The organism is Antarctobacter sp. (assembly GCF_965277915.1).
In the GTDB taxonomy this organism is placed as follows: domain Bacteria; phylum Pseudomonadota; class Alphaproteobacteria; order Rhodobacterales; family Rhodobacteraceae; genus Antarctobacter.
In genome coordinates, this window is the sequence record NZ_OZ255849.1 from 4,886,904 (window position 1) to 4,901,564 (window position 14,661).

The following is a 14,661-nucleotide window of genomic DNA, read 5'->3' on the forward strand; positions in this document are numbered from 1 at the left end:
TCCTGTCCAAAACAGCCACTATCCTGCCGTCACCCGACACGACGCCAGCGAGGGGAGCGCCCGTCATGACCAAACCCTGTATCATCTGTGTGGCCATCACCGGCTCTGTCCCGCGCAAGAAGGACAATCCGGCGGTGCCGATCTCGATCGAGGAACAGGTCGAAAGCACGCAAGCCGCCTTCGAGGCGGGGGCCAGCATCTGCCACGCCCATGTACGAATGGAGGACGAGTCACCGACTTCGGACCCGGACCGCTTTGCGCGGCTGGTCGAGGGGCTGAAAAAGCACTGCCCCGGCATGATCATCCAGTTGTCGACCGGCGGTCGATCCGGCGCTGGCAAGACACGCGGCGGGATGTTGCCGCTGCGGCCCGACATGGCCTCTCTGTCGGTCGGATCGAACAACTTTCCGACCCGCGTCTACGAGAACCCGCCGGATCTGGTGGACTGGCTGGCCGCCGAGATGCGCACCTACGAGATCAAGCCCGAGATCGAGGCATTTGACCTCAGCCATATTTTCAAGGCGGCCGAGATGAACCGCGACGGGCGCATACCCGGCAAGCTGTACGTTCAGTTCGTCATGGGGGTGAAGAACGCGATGCCCTGCGACCGGAACGTGTTCGATTACTACATCGAAACGGTCAAGCGGCTGGCCCCGCAAGCGGAATGGTGTGCGGCCGGGATCGGGCGGCACCAGGTCGAGGTCAACGAATGGTCCATCGCGGCAGGTGGGCACACGCGTACCGGGCTGGAGGACAACGTGCGCTGGGACAAGGAAACCCTCGCGCCGTCAAACGCGGCGCTGGTCAAGCGGGCCGTGGACCTGTGCGAGAAATACGAGCGCCCGGTGGCCAGCTGGCAGCAGGCGCGCGAGATCCTTGGGTTGCGGGCGGCCTGAGCATCCGGGGGCGCGGCGTGCAAACCCCGCGCGCCCCTTTCCGGGGTCAAGAGATGGCTTCGGCAGCGAAACAGGCCTGTTGAACCGCAGGTATCGTGCCCGGGGCGGTCACTTCGAAGGGTTGTTGCAGCAGCACCTTGCCGTCCCGTTCCACCTGGAACATCCACGGCCCTTCGACCAGTTCGTATTCCCGTTCGAAGGTAAAGAGGTTCAGCGAGACATCCCCGAAATTCATCGGTGTCACCCAACGTTCGACGGTGCGCCCCTTCGGACCCATCGGCGGATGGGTGACGACGATCGTCACCTCCGGGACAGAGGCACCGGCGGTCAGGCTGGAGCGGATACCAAAGCTGAGGCCCATCTCGGCGGGCACCTGCACCGTCTCGACATCGATGGGACGATCCTGGTCGACAAGGTTCAGAAGGCCGGAAAGCGTGTCCGGCGCCGGCCGCGTCCCCTGCAATTCGACCTCGCAAATGACGCCGAAGGCTTCGAGCGTCAGGGGTGGTTCGACGAAGGCCCCGACATCGGCCAGGGCAGGCGCCCCGATCAGAGCGGCGGCAATCAGGGGGGCAAGCGGTTTGGCGTGCATGTCGTCATCTCCCGGGAACTGAAACCACAGTCTAGCACGGGCTCAGGGTAGGCACAGGGGCAGGATTTGCCTACCCGGTTTGCCCCCTTGAAAGGGAATTGTGTCGGGGTTTCGCGCGCGTCCTTCAGCGCTGCGGGCGAAAACGCGCTCATCGGAGCGTTGCGGCGGCGTCCTCGATCAGGCTCCGTGCATGGCGGGCCCGCGCAGACAGGGTGCGACCGCGCCGGGAGACCAGCCAGAGTTCATGCCAACGGCGTTTCGGAAGCTGCGCAACAGACAGGCTTGCCTTGCCAGCGAAGGCCTCAACGCCGCTTCGGGGCAGAAGCGTGTAGCCGATTCCCCTGGCTACGGGTGCGGGGATCTGGCCAATCTGGTTGATCGAACCGCGCACGCTCAACCGGTCTGCGCCGGGGTAGTCGTCAGGGAAATTCGGCTTCAGCAGGTCATCGGCATATCCGAAGCCGTCAGGATGCGCGATGAACCCACGGGCCTCCAGATCGGCAAATGTCACTGGCTTGCCCGCAGCATCCGCAGGCAGGACCAGACACAGCTCTTCGCGTCCGAGGTGTTGCGCCTCCATCCGCGCGTGGTCGGGGTCTGCTCCCAGGATGCCAAGGTCAATGCGCCCCTCGAGCAGTCCCGCAAGGATGCCCGCCTGCGGCGCCGCCTCGAGGTGGACGCTAAGACCCGGCGCGGCGCGCATCCAAGGCAACAGGATCGGGTACAGCAGCATCGCGAAACTGCCCGAGCAGGCGACGTGAATCGGGCCTGTGTCCCGATCGTCGGTCGCAATCGCATCGCGCAGGCGTTTCTCCTCGGCGCGACGTGAAAGGCCGAGCGCAAAAACCGCCTCGCCCGCCGGCGTGAGAGTAAAGCTCTTTCCCTGCCGGCTGATGAGCGGTTGATTCATCTGCCGCTCGAGTTTTCTGAGGTGCTGGCTGACGCCCGGCTGGGTCATGTTCAGGCGCTCGGCCGCCCGGGTGAAGTGCCCGGTTTCGCACAGCGTGGTAAAAGTCTCGAGCCAGGTCGCGTTGAGCATGATCGATAACACCACGTTCTTGTATTCATGCAAAATGATAATTTCCAGAAAGCGCTCCCGGGGTCCATATCAGCGTCAACAGATCGCTGAAGGAGACAAGAAATGACCCCCACTCCCCGCACGTTTTCCCATATCGGACTGTCCGTACCTGACCTCGATGCCGCCGTGCGCTTCTACTCCGAAGTGCTTGGCTTCTACGTCGTGATGGGGCCCTCCGAGGCCGTCGAGGACGACAGTGCTATTGGCATCATGTGCACGGACGTGTTCGGCCCCGGATGGGGCTCGCTCAGGATTGCGCACCTGTCGACCGCCGATGGCATCGGAATCGAGATATTCGAATTCCCCGGCAATTACGCACCCGAGGACAAGCTCGAACACAAGCGCCACGGCACCTTTCATTTCGCGGTACAGGATCCGGACGTCGAGGGCCTTGCGCAACGCATCGTCGAGGCCGGCGGGCGCCAGCGGATGCCGGTGCGCGAATACTTTCCGGGATCCAAACCCTATCGGATGGTATATGTCGAAGACCCGTTTGGCATCGTCTTCGAACTTTATAGCCACAGCTACGAGCTGACCTATTCCGCCGGCGCCTACGAGTAGCGCGACGGCGCGGCCTCTTGTGACTCGGGGGCCTTGCGCAACGGTTTGCGGATGTTCCAATGAAAAAGCCCCCCGGCGGAACCGGGGGGCTTTCTTGTCCGGCCTGACTGGATCAGCCGATGGCGACGGCTTTTACGTCGTCGTCGATGTAGGGGACATACTGTTCGAAATTGTCCGCGAACATCTGCACCAGCTTTTCCGCCTGCGCGTCATAGGCTTCCTTGTCATCCCAGGTCTTGCGCGGGTCCAGAAGCAGTTCCGGCACGCCCTCGACCGAGACCGGGACTTCGAAGCCGAAGTTCGGGTCCTTGCGGAAGGTGGCGTTGTTCAGCTTGCCTTCCAGGGCGGCGTGCAGCAGCGCGCGGGTGGCCTTGATCGGCATGCGCGAGCCGGTGCCATAGGCGCCGCCGGTCCAGCCGGTGTTCACCAGCCAGCAGGTCGCGCCGTGCTTGGCGATCTTGTCGCGCAGCAGGTTGCCGTAGGCTTCGGGGCGGCGCGGCATGAAGGGCGCGCCGAAGCAGGTCGAGAAGGTCGGTTCCGGTTCGGTCACGCCGCGTTCGGTCCCGGCAACCTTGGAGGTGAAGCCCGAGAGGAAGTGATACATCGCCTGCGCCGGGGTCAGCCGTGCGATCGGCGGCAGGACACCGAAAGCGTCGCAGGTCAGCATGATGATGTTCTTGGGGTGGCCGCCCAGTGCCGTCTTCGACGCGTTCGAGATATAGTGCAGCGGGTAGGCGCAACGCATGTTTGCGGTCAGGCTGTCATCCTCGAAGTCGAGCTCGAAGGTCTCCTCGTCGTAGACCATGTTCTCGATCACGGTGCCGAACATCTCTGTGGTGGCGTAGATTTCCGGCTCTGCCTCGGGGGAGAGGTTGATGGTCTTGGCATAGCAGCCGCCTTCGAAGTTGAAGGTGCCGCGGTCCGACCAGCCGTGTTCGTCGTCGCCGATCAGGACGCGCTCTGGGTCGGCCGAAAGTGTGGTCTTGCCGGTGCCCGACAGGCCAAAGAAGACGGCTGTGTCAACCGGGTTGCCGGGCGCGTGGTTGGCCGAACAATGCATCGCCATGATGCCCTTGCCGGGCAGGATGTAGTTCAGCAGCGTGAAGACCGATTTCTTGTTCTCGCCGGCGTATTCTGTGTTGCCGATCAGGATCAGCTTCTTGTCGAAGTTCAGCGCGATCACCGTTTCCGTGATGCAGCCATGCCTTTCCGGGTCGGCCTTGAAGGTCGGGCAGTTGATGATGGTGAAGTCCGCGGTGAAGCTGTCCAGATCCTCGCGGTCGGGGCGGCGCAGCATGTGGCGGATGAAGAGGTTGTGCCAGGCCAGTTCCGAGATGACGCGCACGTCGATGGCATTGGCGGGATCGGCGCCGCCGACCAGGTCCTGCACATAGTAGTCGCCGCCCTTCATGTGTTCCAGCATGTCGGCGTGCAGCCGGTCAAAGGCCTCGGCCGCCATCGGCTGGTTGTTCTCCCACCAGATGCTCTCCTCGACCGATGGGGTGCGGACGACGAACTTGTCCTTGGGCGAACGGCCCGTGTACTTGCCGGTAGTCACGAGGAAGGAGCCGCCCTTGCCAAGTGTGCCTTCCCCCCGTTTGAGCGCCGCTTCGATCAGCGCTGGCTCCATGAGGTTGTAATAGACATTTCCGAGCCCTTCGATGCCCTGGTCTTCAAGCCGGAACTGAGGGTTCACCCGTCCAAATGTCATTTGCCTTGCTCCTGTGGATCGCGCTGATCAAAGTATAGTTGCATGCGACGACATACTGCGCCGATGCAGGATGTCTTAACATGCCGCTTTTCGACATGAACAGGACGCAAAAGCGCAGTTTGCGCTACCAATCGCGGGTTTAGCGATACCACCGCGGGCGACTGCGGATCTGACTTAAATGCGACGCAAGCCGGTGAGGCATTTTAGCCATTCCTTTGCCAAATTCGCGTCCGATGGAGTCAGGCGGCATGCCCGATTCGCAGTTAATCGTTGCTGTAAAGCGGAAAATCGCCGATAGTGCGGAAAAAAACAGGCAACCAGAGCAGTATAAGGTCAGCAAAATGTCTAAGATCGCCCTTGTGGACGACGACAGGAATATCCTGATGTCTGTGTCGATGACTCTTGAGGCAGAAGGGTTCGAGGTCGAAACCTACAACGACGGCCAGGCGGCGCTAGATGCCTTCAACAAGAAGATGCCAGACATGGCCGTGTTCGACATCAAGATGCCGCGCATGGACGGCATGGACCTGCTGCAACGGGTACGCCAGAAATCCAAGATGCCCGTGATCTTCCTGACCTCCAAGGACGACGAGATCGACGAGGTTCTGGGCCTGCGCATGGGCGCCGACGACTATGTGAAAAAGCCTTTCAGCCAGCGCCTGTTGGTCGAGCGCATCCGCGCACTGCTGCGCCGCCAGGAGGCGGTGGCCGGCGATGTCGTGGGCGACACCGAAGAGACCAAGCTGATGACCCGCGGCAGCCTGACGATGGACCCGCTGCGCCACGCCGTCAGCTGGAAAGGACAGGACGTATCGCTGACCGTGACGGAATTCCTTCTGTTGCAGGCCCTCGCGCAGCGCCCCGGTTTCGTGAAGTCGCGGGATCAGCTGATGGACGTCGCCTATGACGATCAGGTCTATGTCGACGACCGCACGATCGACAGCCACATCAAGCGCCTGCGCAAGAAGATGCGCACGGTCGACTCCGATTTTTCGGCCATCGAAACGCTTTACGGTATCGGATACCGCTACAACGAAGAGTAAGGGATGGCCCTGGCCGAACATCTCCCGGTGCAGAAAGACCGCCAAGGCGGACGGCGTGATGCGGATGTCGTGTTGGGCGACGACTGGGTCGCACCCGACAGCACGGTCGAAAAGGAACTGCGCGACAGCCGCGCGCGGCGCGGGCTGTTCACGCTCAACCGTTCGCCACTGACGCGCAAGATCATCACCTTCAACCTGATCGCGCTCAACGTGCTGGTCGCGGGAATCCTCTGGTTGAATTCCTCCCGTGACACGCTGGCGGTGCAGCGCGTCAACGCGCTTCAGGCCGAGGTCGAACTGGTTGCAGACGTGTTCGAGGCACAATTGCCGCGCGGCGCGCCCGTCAGCCTTGGCTCGGGCGACGGCATTGACGTGGCCCGCACGGTCGAGGGCATCGACCTGCGAGACGGCGCGCGGCTCTTGGTCTTTGACAGCGCCAGTTTCCTTGTCGGCGAGACACGGGGGCGTGTGCCGCCGATCATCCCCCCGGTCGAAGGGGACAAGCCGACGCTGATCTCCGATTTCCTGAACACCATCTGGGACGGCGTAGCGGGCCTGTTCAGCTATTTCGAGACCGAGCCCGATCTTGACTTGGAGGATCGGCTACGCCGGGCCATCGAATCCGGCGATCCATCCTTGACCCGTGTCGAAGCTGGTGGTCCCGACGGCGCCACCGTCTTCTTTGCGCTGACCCCGATCCGGCAGGGCGACGCGCTGGTCGGGACGATTGCGCTGGTGTCGCCTGCGACCGAGATCGACGCCGCCGTCAGCGCCGAGCGGGAGCGCGTGCTGCAGATGTTCGTGATCGCCACGCTGGTCTCGATCGGTCTCAGCCTGGTGCTGGCCTCGACCATTTCCAATCCGATTTCCGACCTCGCCGACGCGGCAGAGATCGGGCGCGACCGCAATCGCAAGGCGCGTACCCCGGGCCGTATCCGCATCCCCGACCTGACCGCCCGCCCGGACGAGATCGGACGCCTGTCGGGCGCGCTGCGGGGCATGGTTGGTGCGCTTTACGACCGGATCGACCAGAACGAACAATTTGCCGCCGACGTGGCGCATGAGATCAAGAACCCGCTGGCCTCGTTGCGCTCTGCCGTGGGCAGCCTGCGCATGGTCAAGAAAGAGGATCACCGGGCCAAGCTGCTGGACGTGATCGAACATGACGTGCGCCGGCTGGACCGGCTGGTCAGCGACATTTCCAACGCCTCGCGGCTGGACAGCGAGCTGGTCAAGGAAGAAGAGCAGGAATTCAACCTGCTGGAGATGCTGGGAAATCTGACCGAGTTCCTGGGCGAGGACGCGCGCAAGAAGGGCATCGAGTTCATCACCGACCTGCCGAAAAAGCCGGTCACGATCACGGGGTTGGAGCCACGCCTGGCACAGGTCTTCGTCAATCTGATCACAAACGCGATCTCCTTTTGCGAGGATGGCGACGCGATCCGTGTCTGGGCGCGGCGTCGCGACAATCGCGTATTGGTGGTGGTCGAGGACACCGGCCCGGGCATCCCCGAGGAATCGCTGCAAAAGATCTTCAAGCGCTTCTACACATCGCGCCCGCAACAGGATTTCGGCAACAACTCGGGCCTCGGTCTTGCCATATCCAAGCAGATCATCGAGGCGCATGGCGGCGTCATCTGGGCCGAGAACATCCGCCCGACCGAGGCCGATGTAACCTCGGAGCCGCTGGGCGCACGCTTCGTCGTCGGCCTGCCGGTCTGATTTCATCCCATGCGGAAGGTCCTGCATGCCACCTCGGTTGCCTTGGGTGGCCGCGGGCTGTTGATCCGCGGCGCCTCGGGCAGCGGCAAATCGGGCATGGCGCTGGAAATGATGGCGCGCGGTGCGCAGCTGATCGCCGATGATCGCACGATCGTCACGCGGAAAGACACGCAGCTGATCCTGACGGTCCCCGCCGCGCTGGCAGGCATGATCGAGGCGCGCGCCCTCGGCCTATTGCACGCAGCCCATGTCACCGACATTCCACTGGCCGCCATTCTGGACATGGATGTGGCCGAAAGGCATCGCTTGCCGCCTAACAGGTCCACCCGGCTGCTGGGGGTGGATGTGCCATTGCTTCACAATTCCGCGTCTGAATATTTCCCCGCAGGACTCGTTCACTATCTCAAGTCGGGACGGCGAGAGTAGAGATGGACCACAAGGAAACTGGCAGCGCGCGCATCGTCTTTGTCACCGGCCCCTCGGGCGCCGGGCGGTCGAGCGCGATCAACGTGCTCGAGGACCTGGGTTTCGAGAGCATCGACAACATCCCGCTCAGCCTGGTGCCGCGGTTGGTCGATCACGACACGCCCCCGGCCCGGCCACTTGCGCTGGGCATCGACGTGCGCAACCGCGATTTCAGTGCCGAGGGCTTGTTGCAGCTCTACGAGATCCTGACGGACCAGATGCGCGCCCCCGTCGACCTGTTGTATGTCGATTGCACCGACGAGGTGCTGGTGCGGCGTTATTCCGAAACCCGACGCCGTCACCCGATGGCCCCGGACGAGATGCCGGTGGACGGGGTGGTGCGCGAAAAGGCCCTGCTGACCGACGTGCGGTCGCGCGCCGATATCCTGATCGACACATCAGAACTTTCGGTACACGACCTGCGGGCCGAATTGGAAGGCTGGTTTGGCGAGGTGACGGGCCAGGGCACGGCCGTCTCGGTGCAGAGCTTTTCCTACAAGCGCGGGCTGCCACAGGGACTGGATGTCGTGTTCGATTGCCGGTTCCTGCGCAACCCCCATTGGGAACCTGACTTGCGCGCCTTTACCGGGCTGGACCCGCAGGTGGCGTCCTTCGTGGCAGGAGATCCCCGCTACGAGGATTTCCTGGACCGGTTGACCGGCCTGGTCCTGTTGATGCTGCCGGCGGTGGTGGCCGAGGGTAAGGCCCATTTCGCCATCGGCTTTGGCTGTACCGGTGGCCTGCACCGGTCGGTTGCCGTCACGGAAAACGTCGCGGCCGCTCTTGCGCAGGAAGGCTGGCGGGTGTCAATTAGGCACCGCGAACTGGAACGTCGCGGCGGCACGCCCGTTTCCGAACGCGGCGTTGGCTTGGTTGGAAAGGTGTCCGGGTGATCGGTATCGTGATCGTCGCGCATGGCGGACTGGCCCGCGAGTATCTCGCGGCGGTCGAGCATGTGGTTGGCACGCAGCCGGCGATGCAGGCGATTTCCATCGAGGCGGATGCCAACCGCGCCGACAAGCAGGACGAGATCTGCGCCGCGGCCGATGCGGTCGACAGTGGCGGCGGGGTGGTGATCGTCACCGACATGTTCGGCGGCTCTCCTTCCAACCTGTCGCTGAACGCCTGCCGCCCCGAAAACCGCCGTATTCTGTACGGCGCGAATCTGCCGATGCTGATCAAGCTGACCAAAAGCCGTAACCTGACCGTTCCAGAAGCGGTACGCCAGGCCCTGGAGGCCGGGCGGAAGTACATTGACAGTCAGAACATTCCGGCGGATCCAACTTGAATGCCTTGATCTGCCACGAGAAAGCCGGGTTCCCATGACCAACTCCGTTCAACGCGCGCTGAAGATCATCAACGAGAAGGGGCTGCATGCCCGCGCCTCTGCCAAACTGGTCGAGGTGGTCGAAGGCTTTGACGCAATGGCCGAGGTCAGCCGCGACGGGATGTCCGCCAGCGGAGACAGTATTATGGGGCTTTTGATGTTGGCAGCCGCGAAAGGAAGCACTATTGAAGTCCAAACCTCGGGGCCGGATGCCGAGGCGCTGGCCGATGCGGTCGAGGCCTTGGTGGCCGACCGTTTCGGGGAAGACTGTTAGCGCCGGTGCCCGGCGCTGACGTGCAAAACGGGACTGTAGCAGGCGCATGGTCGAAAGCACCCAATCGACATCCCTGAGGGGGCGGAGCGTGTCCAGGAATCCTGCACCCTATGACAAGCGTCAGGTCAGTTACGCCAACACGTTCAGAAACCCGTGGAAGGCAAACACGATCCGGACGCTGGAATGGCTGACCGGCAAGATCCCCCTGCTGCGCATGGTGCGGCGGTTCGAACGCATGGGCCCGGTCGAGGGGCAGGCCTTCTGGAGCCAGGCCCTGGGCATCATGGGCATCGACCTGATGACGCCGGCCGAACAGATTGCCCGCATCCCCAAGGATGGCCCGGTGATCATCGTGGCCAACCACCCGCACGGGCTGGTCGACGGGATGGTGCTGGCGGAACTCATTGGCCGTGTACGCACAGACTACAAGATCCTGACACGCTCGCTTCTGACCGGCGTCAAGGAGGTGGAACCCTTCATGATCCCGGTGCCCTTCCCGCATGAGGAAGACGCGCGCGAGCAGAGCCTGGAAATGCGGGCAAGGGCAATGGATCACCTCAAGTCCGGGGGCGTGATCGTCCTGTTTCCTTCCGGCGTCGTGGCGTCGTCCGAAACCTGGTTCGGCACGGCGCAAGAGGCGGGCTGGAACCCCTTTACCGCCAAGATGATCCAGAGATCGGGCGCAACCGTAGTGCCGATCTTCTTTCCGGGCCAGAACAGCCGTGCCTACCAGATCGCCAACAAGCTGTCCGCCACGATCCGCCAGGGTCTCTTGATCCACGAGGTCGTGCACGCCTGCAAGCGGCCGCAAAAGCCGGTCGTCGGTGAGCCGATCACCCCCGAACAGGTCAAGGCCTTTGCGGGCGGCCAGCGCGAGTTCGTCGCCTGGCTGCGCGAGCAGACTCTGGCCCTGCGCGAAAGCTGAGGTTACAGTCTGGCGCCGCGGTGGGCCCGTGCCCGTTCAGGTGCATCTGCACGCATCCCGGGGCACAGGGCGGTCGGGATCAGCGCGTCGGAACCGGTTCATCCCCGCGATAATCGTAAAAACCGCGACCGGTCTTGCGGCCCAGCCAGCCGGCTTCGACGTATTTGGTCAGCAGCGGGCAGGGGCGGTACTTGGTATCGGCGAGCCCGTCGTGCAGCACGTTCATGATCGCAAGGCAGGTGTCCAACCCGATGAAGTCGGCCAGTTCCAGCGGACCCATCGGGTGGTTGGCGCCCAGCTTCATCGCCATGTCGATCGAGCGCACGTTGCCCACGCCTTCGTACAGCGTATAGCAGGCCTCGTTGATCATCGGGATCAGGATGCGGTTGACGATGAAGGCGGGAAAATCCTCGGCGCTGGCAGCGGTCTTGTCGAGTTTCTCGACCACCGCGAGGCAGCTCTCATAGGTTTCGTGGTCGGTGGCGATGCCCCGGATCAGCTCGACCAGCTTCATCACCGGCACCGGGTTCATGAAATGGAACCCCAGGAACTTCTCGGGGCGGTCGGTCCGGCTGGCCAGTCGCGTGATCGAGATGGACGAAGTGTTCGAGGTCAGGATCGTCTCGGGCTTCAGGTGTGGCAGCAGGGCGGCAAAGATCTTGTCCTTGACCTCTTCGCGCTCGGTCGCGGCCTCGATCACCAGGTCGGTCTGGGCGATTTCGGGCAGGTGAAGCGTTGTGCGGATGCGCGCCATCGTCCGGTCGCGTTCCTCGGCCGAGATCTTCTCGCGGGTGACCTGACGGTCAAGGTTCTTGCCGATGGTGGCAACGGCCTTGTCCAGCGCCTCCTGGCTGATGTCGTTGAGACGTACCTCGTAGCCTGCCAGCGCCATGACATGGGCAATTCCGTTCCCCATCTGCCCCGCGCCAACGACCCCGATAGACTTGATTTCCATGTCCCGATCCCCTTTTGCCGCGGCCACCATGAACCGGCTTTGGCGGGGCTGCAAGAGTGTCGGATTCGTCTCGCATTGTCACATTAGCAAAATGGCAAGGGCTTTGCCCGATTCTCGCCTTTGGGTGAAAAATGAGGTGGGAAAATGTCTGTACATGGCGGGGGCCATGCGACCCTGGAATACTATCCGTGCCGCTACGGCACGTCACGCGTGCTGTTCCGCGGTCCGCGACGGCAACTCGACGGACTTTACTTTGCGTTCCTCGGCGGAACGGAAACATACGGTCGCTTCATCGAGCAGCCCTTTCCGGCGCTGCTGGAACAGCGGATCAGGCTGGCCTGCGCGAATTTCGGCGTGATCAACGCCGGCGTGGACCTGTACCTGAACGATCCCGGCGTGCTGGACCTTGCGGCCGGGGCCGCCGTCAAGGTGGTGCAGGTGATGGGGGCGCAGAACCTGTCGAACCGATTCTATACCGTGCATCCGCGCCGCAATGATCGTTTCCTGCGTGCCTCGGAAAAGCTTCAGGTGCTCTATCCCGAGATCGATTTTACGGAGTTTCATTTTGTCCGTCACATGCTGGGGCGGCTTGCCGATGTCTCCAGCGACCGGTTTGCCGAGGTTCAGGAAGAACTGCGGAAGGCCTGGACGTCACGCATGAAGCAACTGCTTGCGCATCTGCACGGGGATACGGTGCTGCTGTGGTTCGCGGACCATCCCGTGCCCTGTGAACTGCCCGGGCGGCTGGATGGCGATCCACTGTTCGTGAACCGCGAAATGATCGAGACGCTGCGCCCCCGGGTCAACGAGGTTGTCGAGGTCGTGGCGTCGGGCGCGGCCCTCACCGAAGGTACGCGCGGCATGGTCTTCGGCGACTTCGAGGCCTGCGCCGCGGCCGAACTGATGGGCCCGCTTGCCCACCACGAAGTCGGTGAGGCGCTGACCCCGGTGCTGGGCGCAATGGTTCGGCGTTGACATGAACAAGGCCCGCCTGTCCGGCGGGCCTTGATGTATGTTGCGGGGGGTGCCTTGCACCCAACGCCTGCTTACAGCTTTTCGGTCAGGGCCGGGACGGCCTCGAAGAGGTCGGCGACAAGACCGTAGTCCGCCACCTGGAAGATCGGGGCCTCTTCGTCCTTGTTGATGGCGACGATGACCTTCGAGTCCTTCATGCCGGCAAGGTGCTGAATCGCACCCGAGATGCCGACCGCGACGTAGAGGTCCGGCGCCACGACCTTGCCGGTCTGGCCCACCTGCCAGTCGTTCGGCGCAAAGCCCGAGTCGACCGCGGCGCGCGAGGCACCGACAGCGGCGTTCAGCTTGTCCGCCAGCTTCTCGATGATGGCGAAATCCTCCTGGGACCCGACACCGCGGCCGCCGGAGACCACGACACCGGCCGAGGTCAGCTCGGGGCGGTCGCTTTCGGCCACCTTGTCCTCGACCCATTCGCTGAGGCCGGGGTTGTCGCCCGCTGCGATCTCTTCGACAGCCGCCGAACCGCCGGTGGCGGCCGCGTCGAAGGTCGAGGTGCGGAAGGTGATGACCTTGGTCGCGTCCTTGGACTTGACCGTCTGCATCGCGTTGCCGGCGTAGATCGGGCGGACAAAAGTGTCGGCGTCCACGACCTCGGTCACGTCGGTCAGCACCATCACGTCCAACAGCGCGGCGACGCGGGGCAGGATGTTCTTTGCGTCGGTGGTGGCGGGCGCCACGACGTGGCTGTAGTCGCCGGCCAGCGAGGCGATCAGCGCGGCAACCGGCTCTGCCAGGCGGTGACCATAGAGGTCATCCTCGGCGACCAGCACCTTGGAAACGCCCTCGATGGTGGCGGCTTCGTCGGCGGCGGCCTTGGCAGAGGCGCCGGCGGCCAGGATGGTCACGTCGCCCAGGGCCTTGGCGGCGGAGACGGTCTTGGCGGTGGCGTCCATCGCCAGCGCGCCGTCGTTGATCTCGGCAATCAGCAGAACGGCCATCACACGATCCCCTTTTCTTTCAGCTTGGCGACAAGCGTATCGACGTCCGGAACGATCTCGCCTGCGGCACGTGCCGCCGGTTCACCGGTCGAGACGATTTCGAGGCGCGGGCTGACGTCGACGCCGTAGTCCTCGGCGGTCTTCTCATCCAGCGGCTTTTTCTTCGCCTTCATGATGTTGGGCAGCGAGGCATAACGCGGCTCGTTCAGGCGCAGGTCGGTCGAGATGATGGTCGGCATCTTGACCTTGACGGTCTGCAGGCCGCCGTCGACCTCTCGGGTGACAACCGCGTGGTCGCCCTCGACGTCGACCTTGTTGGCATACATGGCCTGCGACCAGCCCAGCAGGGCGGACAGCATCTGGCCGGTGGCGCCCAGGTCGTTGTCGATGGCCTGCTTGCCGCAGAGCACGAGCCCCGGCTCTTCTTCCTTGACGATGGCGGCCAGGATCTTGGCAACGGCCAGCGGCTCGATGTCGGTGTGCACGTCATCGGCGGCCACGACCAGGATGGCGCGGTCGGCGCCCATGGCCAGCGCGGTGCGCAGGGTTTCCTGGCTCTGCTTGACACCGATCGAGACGGCGACGACCTCGTCGACCTTGCCGGCTTCCTTCAGGCGGATCGCCTCTTCCACGGCGATCTCGTCGAAGGGGTTCATCGACATCTTCACGTTCGCCAGATCGACACCGCTGCCATCCGCCTTCACGCGGACTTTCACGTTGTAGTCGATCACGCGCTTGACGGGCACAAGGACCTTCATCTGCGTGTCTCTCCTCAGGTCTACCATTGCCGCGGGCGGACCCGCGAGACTTCCTCGTCGGGTTGTGTAGCCTGCCGTGCCTTGGGGAAACAGCGAAAAATCGTCGCGTTAGCGCCCATACGCGTCGCAATGACGGGACGTTTTCCGGTATACAATCGAATCCATTGCAATCCGGGCGCACGCCAAGGTGCCGCTACGACACCTTTGGCCAAATTTGCATCGTTACGCGGCACGGATTCGCGCCCGCGGGTGGTTCAATGTCAGGTCTTGTGTTCGAAACACTCGAGGCGAAGCGTCGTTCCCTGGGGTCGAGGCCGACCGGATATGGCTTGCCGTTCCCTCAGGTGGCTAGACCGGTATTCGAGTGTTGAAAGCCCCTTT

Annotated in this window: 16 protein-coding genes; 10 read left to right on the top strand and 6 right to left on the bottom strand. The window is 63.3% G+C overall.

Annotated elements, in window-relative coordinates; genetic code table 11:
- Nucleotides 1-65: 65 nt before the first annotated feature.
- Nucleotides 66-896, top strand: a complete 831-nt coding sequence (locus tag ACQY5B_RS24730; RefSeq protein ID WP_420326900.1) for a 3-oxoadipate:acetyl-CoA acetyltransferase — start codon at nt 66-68, stop codon at nt 894-896.
- A 46-nt stretch (nt 897-942) separates the two neighbouring features.
- Here ACQY5B_RS24730 and ACQY5B_RS24735 read toward each other — a convergent pair whose 3' ends face one another.
- Both ACQY5B_RS24735 and ACQY5B_RS24740 read right to left on the bottom strand, forming a co-directional pair.
- A complete protein-coding gene (locus ACQY5B_RS24735; RefSeq protein WP_420326899.1) occupies nt 943-1,488 on the bottom strand; it encodes a DUF3859 domain-containing protein in 546 nt (181 codons plus the stop codon).
- A 148-nt stretch (nt 1,489-1,636) separates the two neighbouring features.
- Complete coding sequence (locus ACQY5B_RS24740; protein ID WP_420328566.1) at nt 1,637-2,527, bottom strand: LysR family transcriptional regulator; 891 nt, start codon at nt 2,525-2,527, stop codon at nt 1,637-1,639.
- Between the two features lie 102 nt (nt 2,528-2,629).
- On the opposite strand from ACQY5B_RS24740, the gene ACQY5B_RS24745 reads away from it, so the two are divergent.
- Nucleotides 2,630-3,127, top strand: coding sequence for a lactoylglutathione lyase family protein (locus tag ACQY5B_RS24745; RefSeq protein ID WP_420326898.1), 498 nt, complete (start codon nt 2,630-2,632; stop codon nt 3,125-3,127).
- Nucleotides 3,128-3,239: 112 nt separating this feature from the next.
- On the opposite strand, the gene ACQY5B_RS24750 is transcribed toward ACQY5B_RS24745, so the two are convergent.
- Nucleotides 3,240-4,838 carry a phosphoenolpyruvate carboxykinase gene (locus ACQY5B_RS24750; RefSeq protein WP_420326897.1) on the bottom strand — a complete coding sequence of 533 codons (1,599 nt, stop codon included), beginning with the start codon at nt 4,836-4,838 and terminating at the stop codon, nt 3,240-3,242.
- 341 nt (nt 4,839-5,179) lie between these two features.
- Here ACQY5B_RS24750 and ACQY5B_RS24755 point away from each other — a divergent pair, with 341 nt between their 5' ends.
- The 7 genes from ACQY5B_RS24755 to ACQY5B_RS24785 are packed head-to-tail and all read left to right on the top strand — an operon-like array spanning nt 5,180 to nt 10,594.
- Complete coding sequence (locus tag ACQY5B_RS24755; RefSeq protein WP_305971677.1) at nt 5,180-5,881, top strand: response regulator transcription factor; 702 nt, start codon at nt 5,180-5,182, stop codon at nt 5,879-5,881.
- A gap of 3 nt (nt 5,882-5,884) precedes the next feature.
- The gene (locus ACQY5B_RS24760; protein WP_420326896.1) at nt 5,885-7,603 is read left to right on the top strand and encodes a sensor N-terminal transmembrane domain-containing protein; all 1,719 of its coding nucleotides are present in this window, start codon (nt 5,885-5,887) and stop codon (nt 7,601-7,603) included.
- 9 nt (nt 7,604-7,612) lie between these two features.
- Nucleotides 7,613-8,029, top strand: a complete 417-nt coding sequence (locus ACQY5B_RS24765; protein WP_420326895.1) for an HPr kinase/phosphorylase — start codon at nt 7,613-7,615, stop codon at nt 8,027-8,029.
- A 2-nt stretch (nt 8,030-8,031) separates the two neighbouring features.
- Nucleotides 8,032-8,961: an RNase adapter RapZ gene (gene rapZ, locus ACQY5B_RS24770; RefSeq protein WP_420326894.1), complete on the top strand. Its 930-nt coding sequence runs from the start codon at nt 8,032-8,034 to the stop codon at nt 8,959-8,961.
- Nucleotides 8,958-9,356, top strand: coding sequence for a PTS sugar transporter subunit IIA (locus tag ACQY5B_RS24775; protein ID WP_420326893.1), 399 nt, complete (start codon nt 8,958-8,960; stop codon nt 9,354-9,356). The genes rapZ and ACQY5B_RS24775 overlap by 4 nt, the downstream gene beginning before the upstream one ends.
- Nucleotides 9,357-9,390: 34 nt before the next feature.
- Nucleotides 9,391-9,669 carry an HPr family phosphocarrier protein gene (locus ACQY5B_RS24780; RefSeq protein WP_305971672.1) on the top strand — a complete coding sequence of 93 codons (279 nt, stop codon included), beginning with the start codon at nt 9,391-9,393 and terminating at the stop codon, nt 9,667-9,669.
- A 46-nt stretch (nt 9,670-9,715) separates the two neighbouring features.
- Nucleotides 9,716-10,594 carry a lysophospholipid acyltransferase family protein gene (locus ACQY5B_RS24785; protein ID WP_420326892.1) on the top strand — a complete coding sequence of 293 codons (879 nt, stop codon included), beginning with the start codon at nt 9,716-9,718 and terminating at the stop codon, nt 10,592-10,594.
- A 79-nt stretch (nt 10,595-10,673) separates the two neighbouring features.
- Here ACQY5B_RS24785 and ACQY5B_RS24790 read toward each other — a convergent pair whose 3' ends face one another.
- Nucleotides 10,674-11,549 carry a 3-hydroxybutyryl-CoA dehydrogenase gene (locus ACQY5B_RS24790; RefSeq protein ID WP_420326891.1) on the bottom strand — a complete coding sequence of 292 codons (876 nt, stop codon included), beginning with the start codon at nt 11,547-11,549 and terminating at the stop codon, nt 10,674-10,676.
- 144 nt (nt 11,550-11,693) lie between these two features.
- Between ACQY5B_RS24790 and ACQY5B_RS24795 the strand changes: the two genes are divergently transcribed.
- Entirely contained in the window at nt 11,694-12,524 is an 831-nt protein-coding gene (locus tag ACQY5B_RS24795) for a DUF6473 family protein (RefSeq protein WP_420326890.1), read from the top strand.
- A gap of 71 nt (nt 12,525-12,595) precedes the next feature.
- Here the strand turns inward: ACQY5B_RS24795 and ACQY5B_RS24800 are convergent, their stop codons facing one another.
- Both ACQY5B_RS24800 and ACQY5B_RS24805 read right to left on the bottom strand, forming a co-directional pair.
- Nucleotides 12,596-13,522 carry an electron transfer flavoprotein subunit alpha/FixB family protein gene (locus ACQY5B_RS24800; RefSeq protein WP_420326889.1) on the bottom strand — a complete coding sequence of 309 codons (927 nt, stop codon included), beginning with the start codon at nt 13,520-13,522 and terminating at the stop codon, nt 12,596-12,598.
- Nucleotides 13,522-14,280 (bottom strand): electron transfer flavoprotein subunit beta/FixA family protein, encoded by a 759-nt coding sequence (locus ACQY5B_RS24805; RefSeq protein ID WP_305971667.1) that lies wholly within the window; start codon nt 14,278-14,280, stop codon nt 13,522-13,524. The genes ACQY5B_RS24800 and ACQY5B_RS24805 overlap by 1 nt, the downstream gene beginning before the upstream one ends.
- Nucleotides 14,281-14,661: the final 381 nt, after the last annotated feature.

Bases quoted from the DNA above. Each gene is read 5' to 3' on its own strand.
- ACQY5B_RS24755 (WP_305971677.1), top strand. From the start codon at position 5,180: ATGTCTAAGATCGCCCTTGTGGACGACGACAGGAATATCCTGATGTCT.
- ACQY5B_RS24740 (WP_420328566.1), bottom strand. From the start codon at position 2,527: ATGCTCAACGCGACCTGGCTCGAGACTTTTACCACGCTGTGCGAAACC.
- ACQY5B_RS24790 (WP_420326891.1), bottom strand. From the start codon at position 11,549: ATGGAAATCAAGTCTATCGGGGTCGTTGGCGCGGGGCAGATGGGGAAC.
- ACQY5B_RS24800 (WP_420326889.1), bottom strand. From the start codon at position 13,522: ATGGCCGTTCTGCTGATTGCCGAGATCAACGACGGCGCGCTGGCGATG.
- ACQY5B_RS24785 (WP_420326892.1), top strand. From the start codon at position 9,716: ATGGTCGAAAGCACCCAATCGACATCCCTGAGGGGGCGGAGCGTGTCC.
- ACQY5B_RS24730 (WP_420326900.1), top strand. From the start codon at position 66: ATGACCAAACCCTGTATCATCTGTGTGGCCATCACCGGCTCTGTCCCG.
- ACQY5B_RS24745 (WP_420326898.1), top strand. From the start codon at position 2,630: ATGACCCCCACTCCCCGCACGTTTTCCCATATCGGACTGTCCGTACCT.
- ACQY5B_RS24735 (WP_420326899.1), bottom strand. From the start codon at position 1,488: ATGCACGCCAAACCGCTTGCCCCCCTGATTGCCGCCGCTCTGATCGGG.
- rapZ (WP_420326894.1), top strand. From the start codon at position 8,032: ATGGACCACAAGGAAACTGGCAGCGCGCGCATCGTCTTTGTCACCGGC.
- ACQY5B_RS24765 (WP_420326895.1), top strand. From the start codon at position 7,613: ATGCGGAAGGTCCTGCATGCCACCTCGGTTGCCTTGGGTGGCCGCGGG.
- ACQY5B_RS24805 (WP_305971667.1), bottom strand. From the start codon at position 14,280: ATGAAGGTCCTTGTGCCCGTCAAGCGCGTGATCGACTACAACGTGAAA.
- ACQY5B_RS24750 (WP_420326897.1), bottom strand. From the start codon at position 4,838: ATGACATTTGGACGGGTGAACCCTCAGTTCCGGCTTGAAGACCAGGGC.
- ACQY5B_RS24780 (WP_305971672.1), top strand. From the start codon at position 9,391: ATGACCAACTCCGTTCAACGCGCGCTGAAGATCATCAACGAGAAGGGG.
- ACQY5B_RS24795 (WP_420326890.1), top strand. From the start codon at position 11,694: ATGTCTGTACATGGCGGGGGCCATGCGACCCTGGAATACTATCCGTGC.
- ACQY5B_RS24760 (WP_420326896.1), top strand. From the start codon at position 5,885: ATGGCCCTGGCCGAACATCTCCCGGTGCAGAAAGACCGCCAAGGCGGA.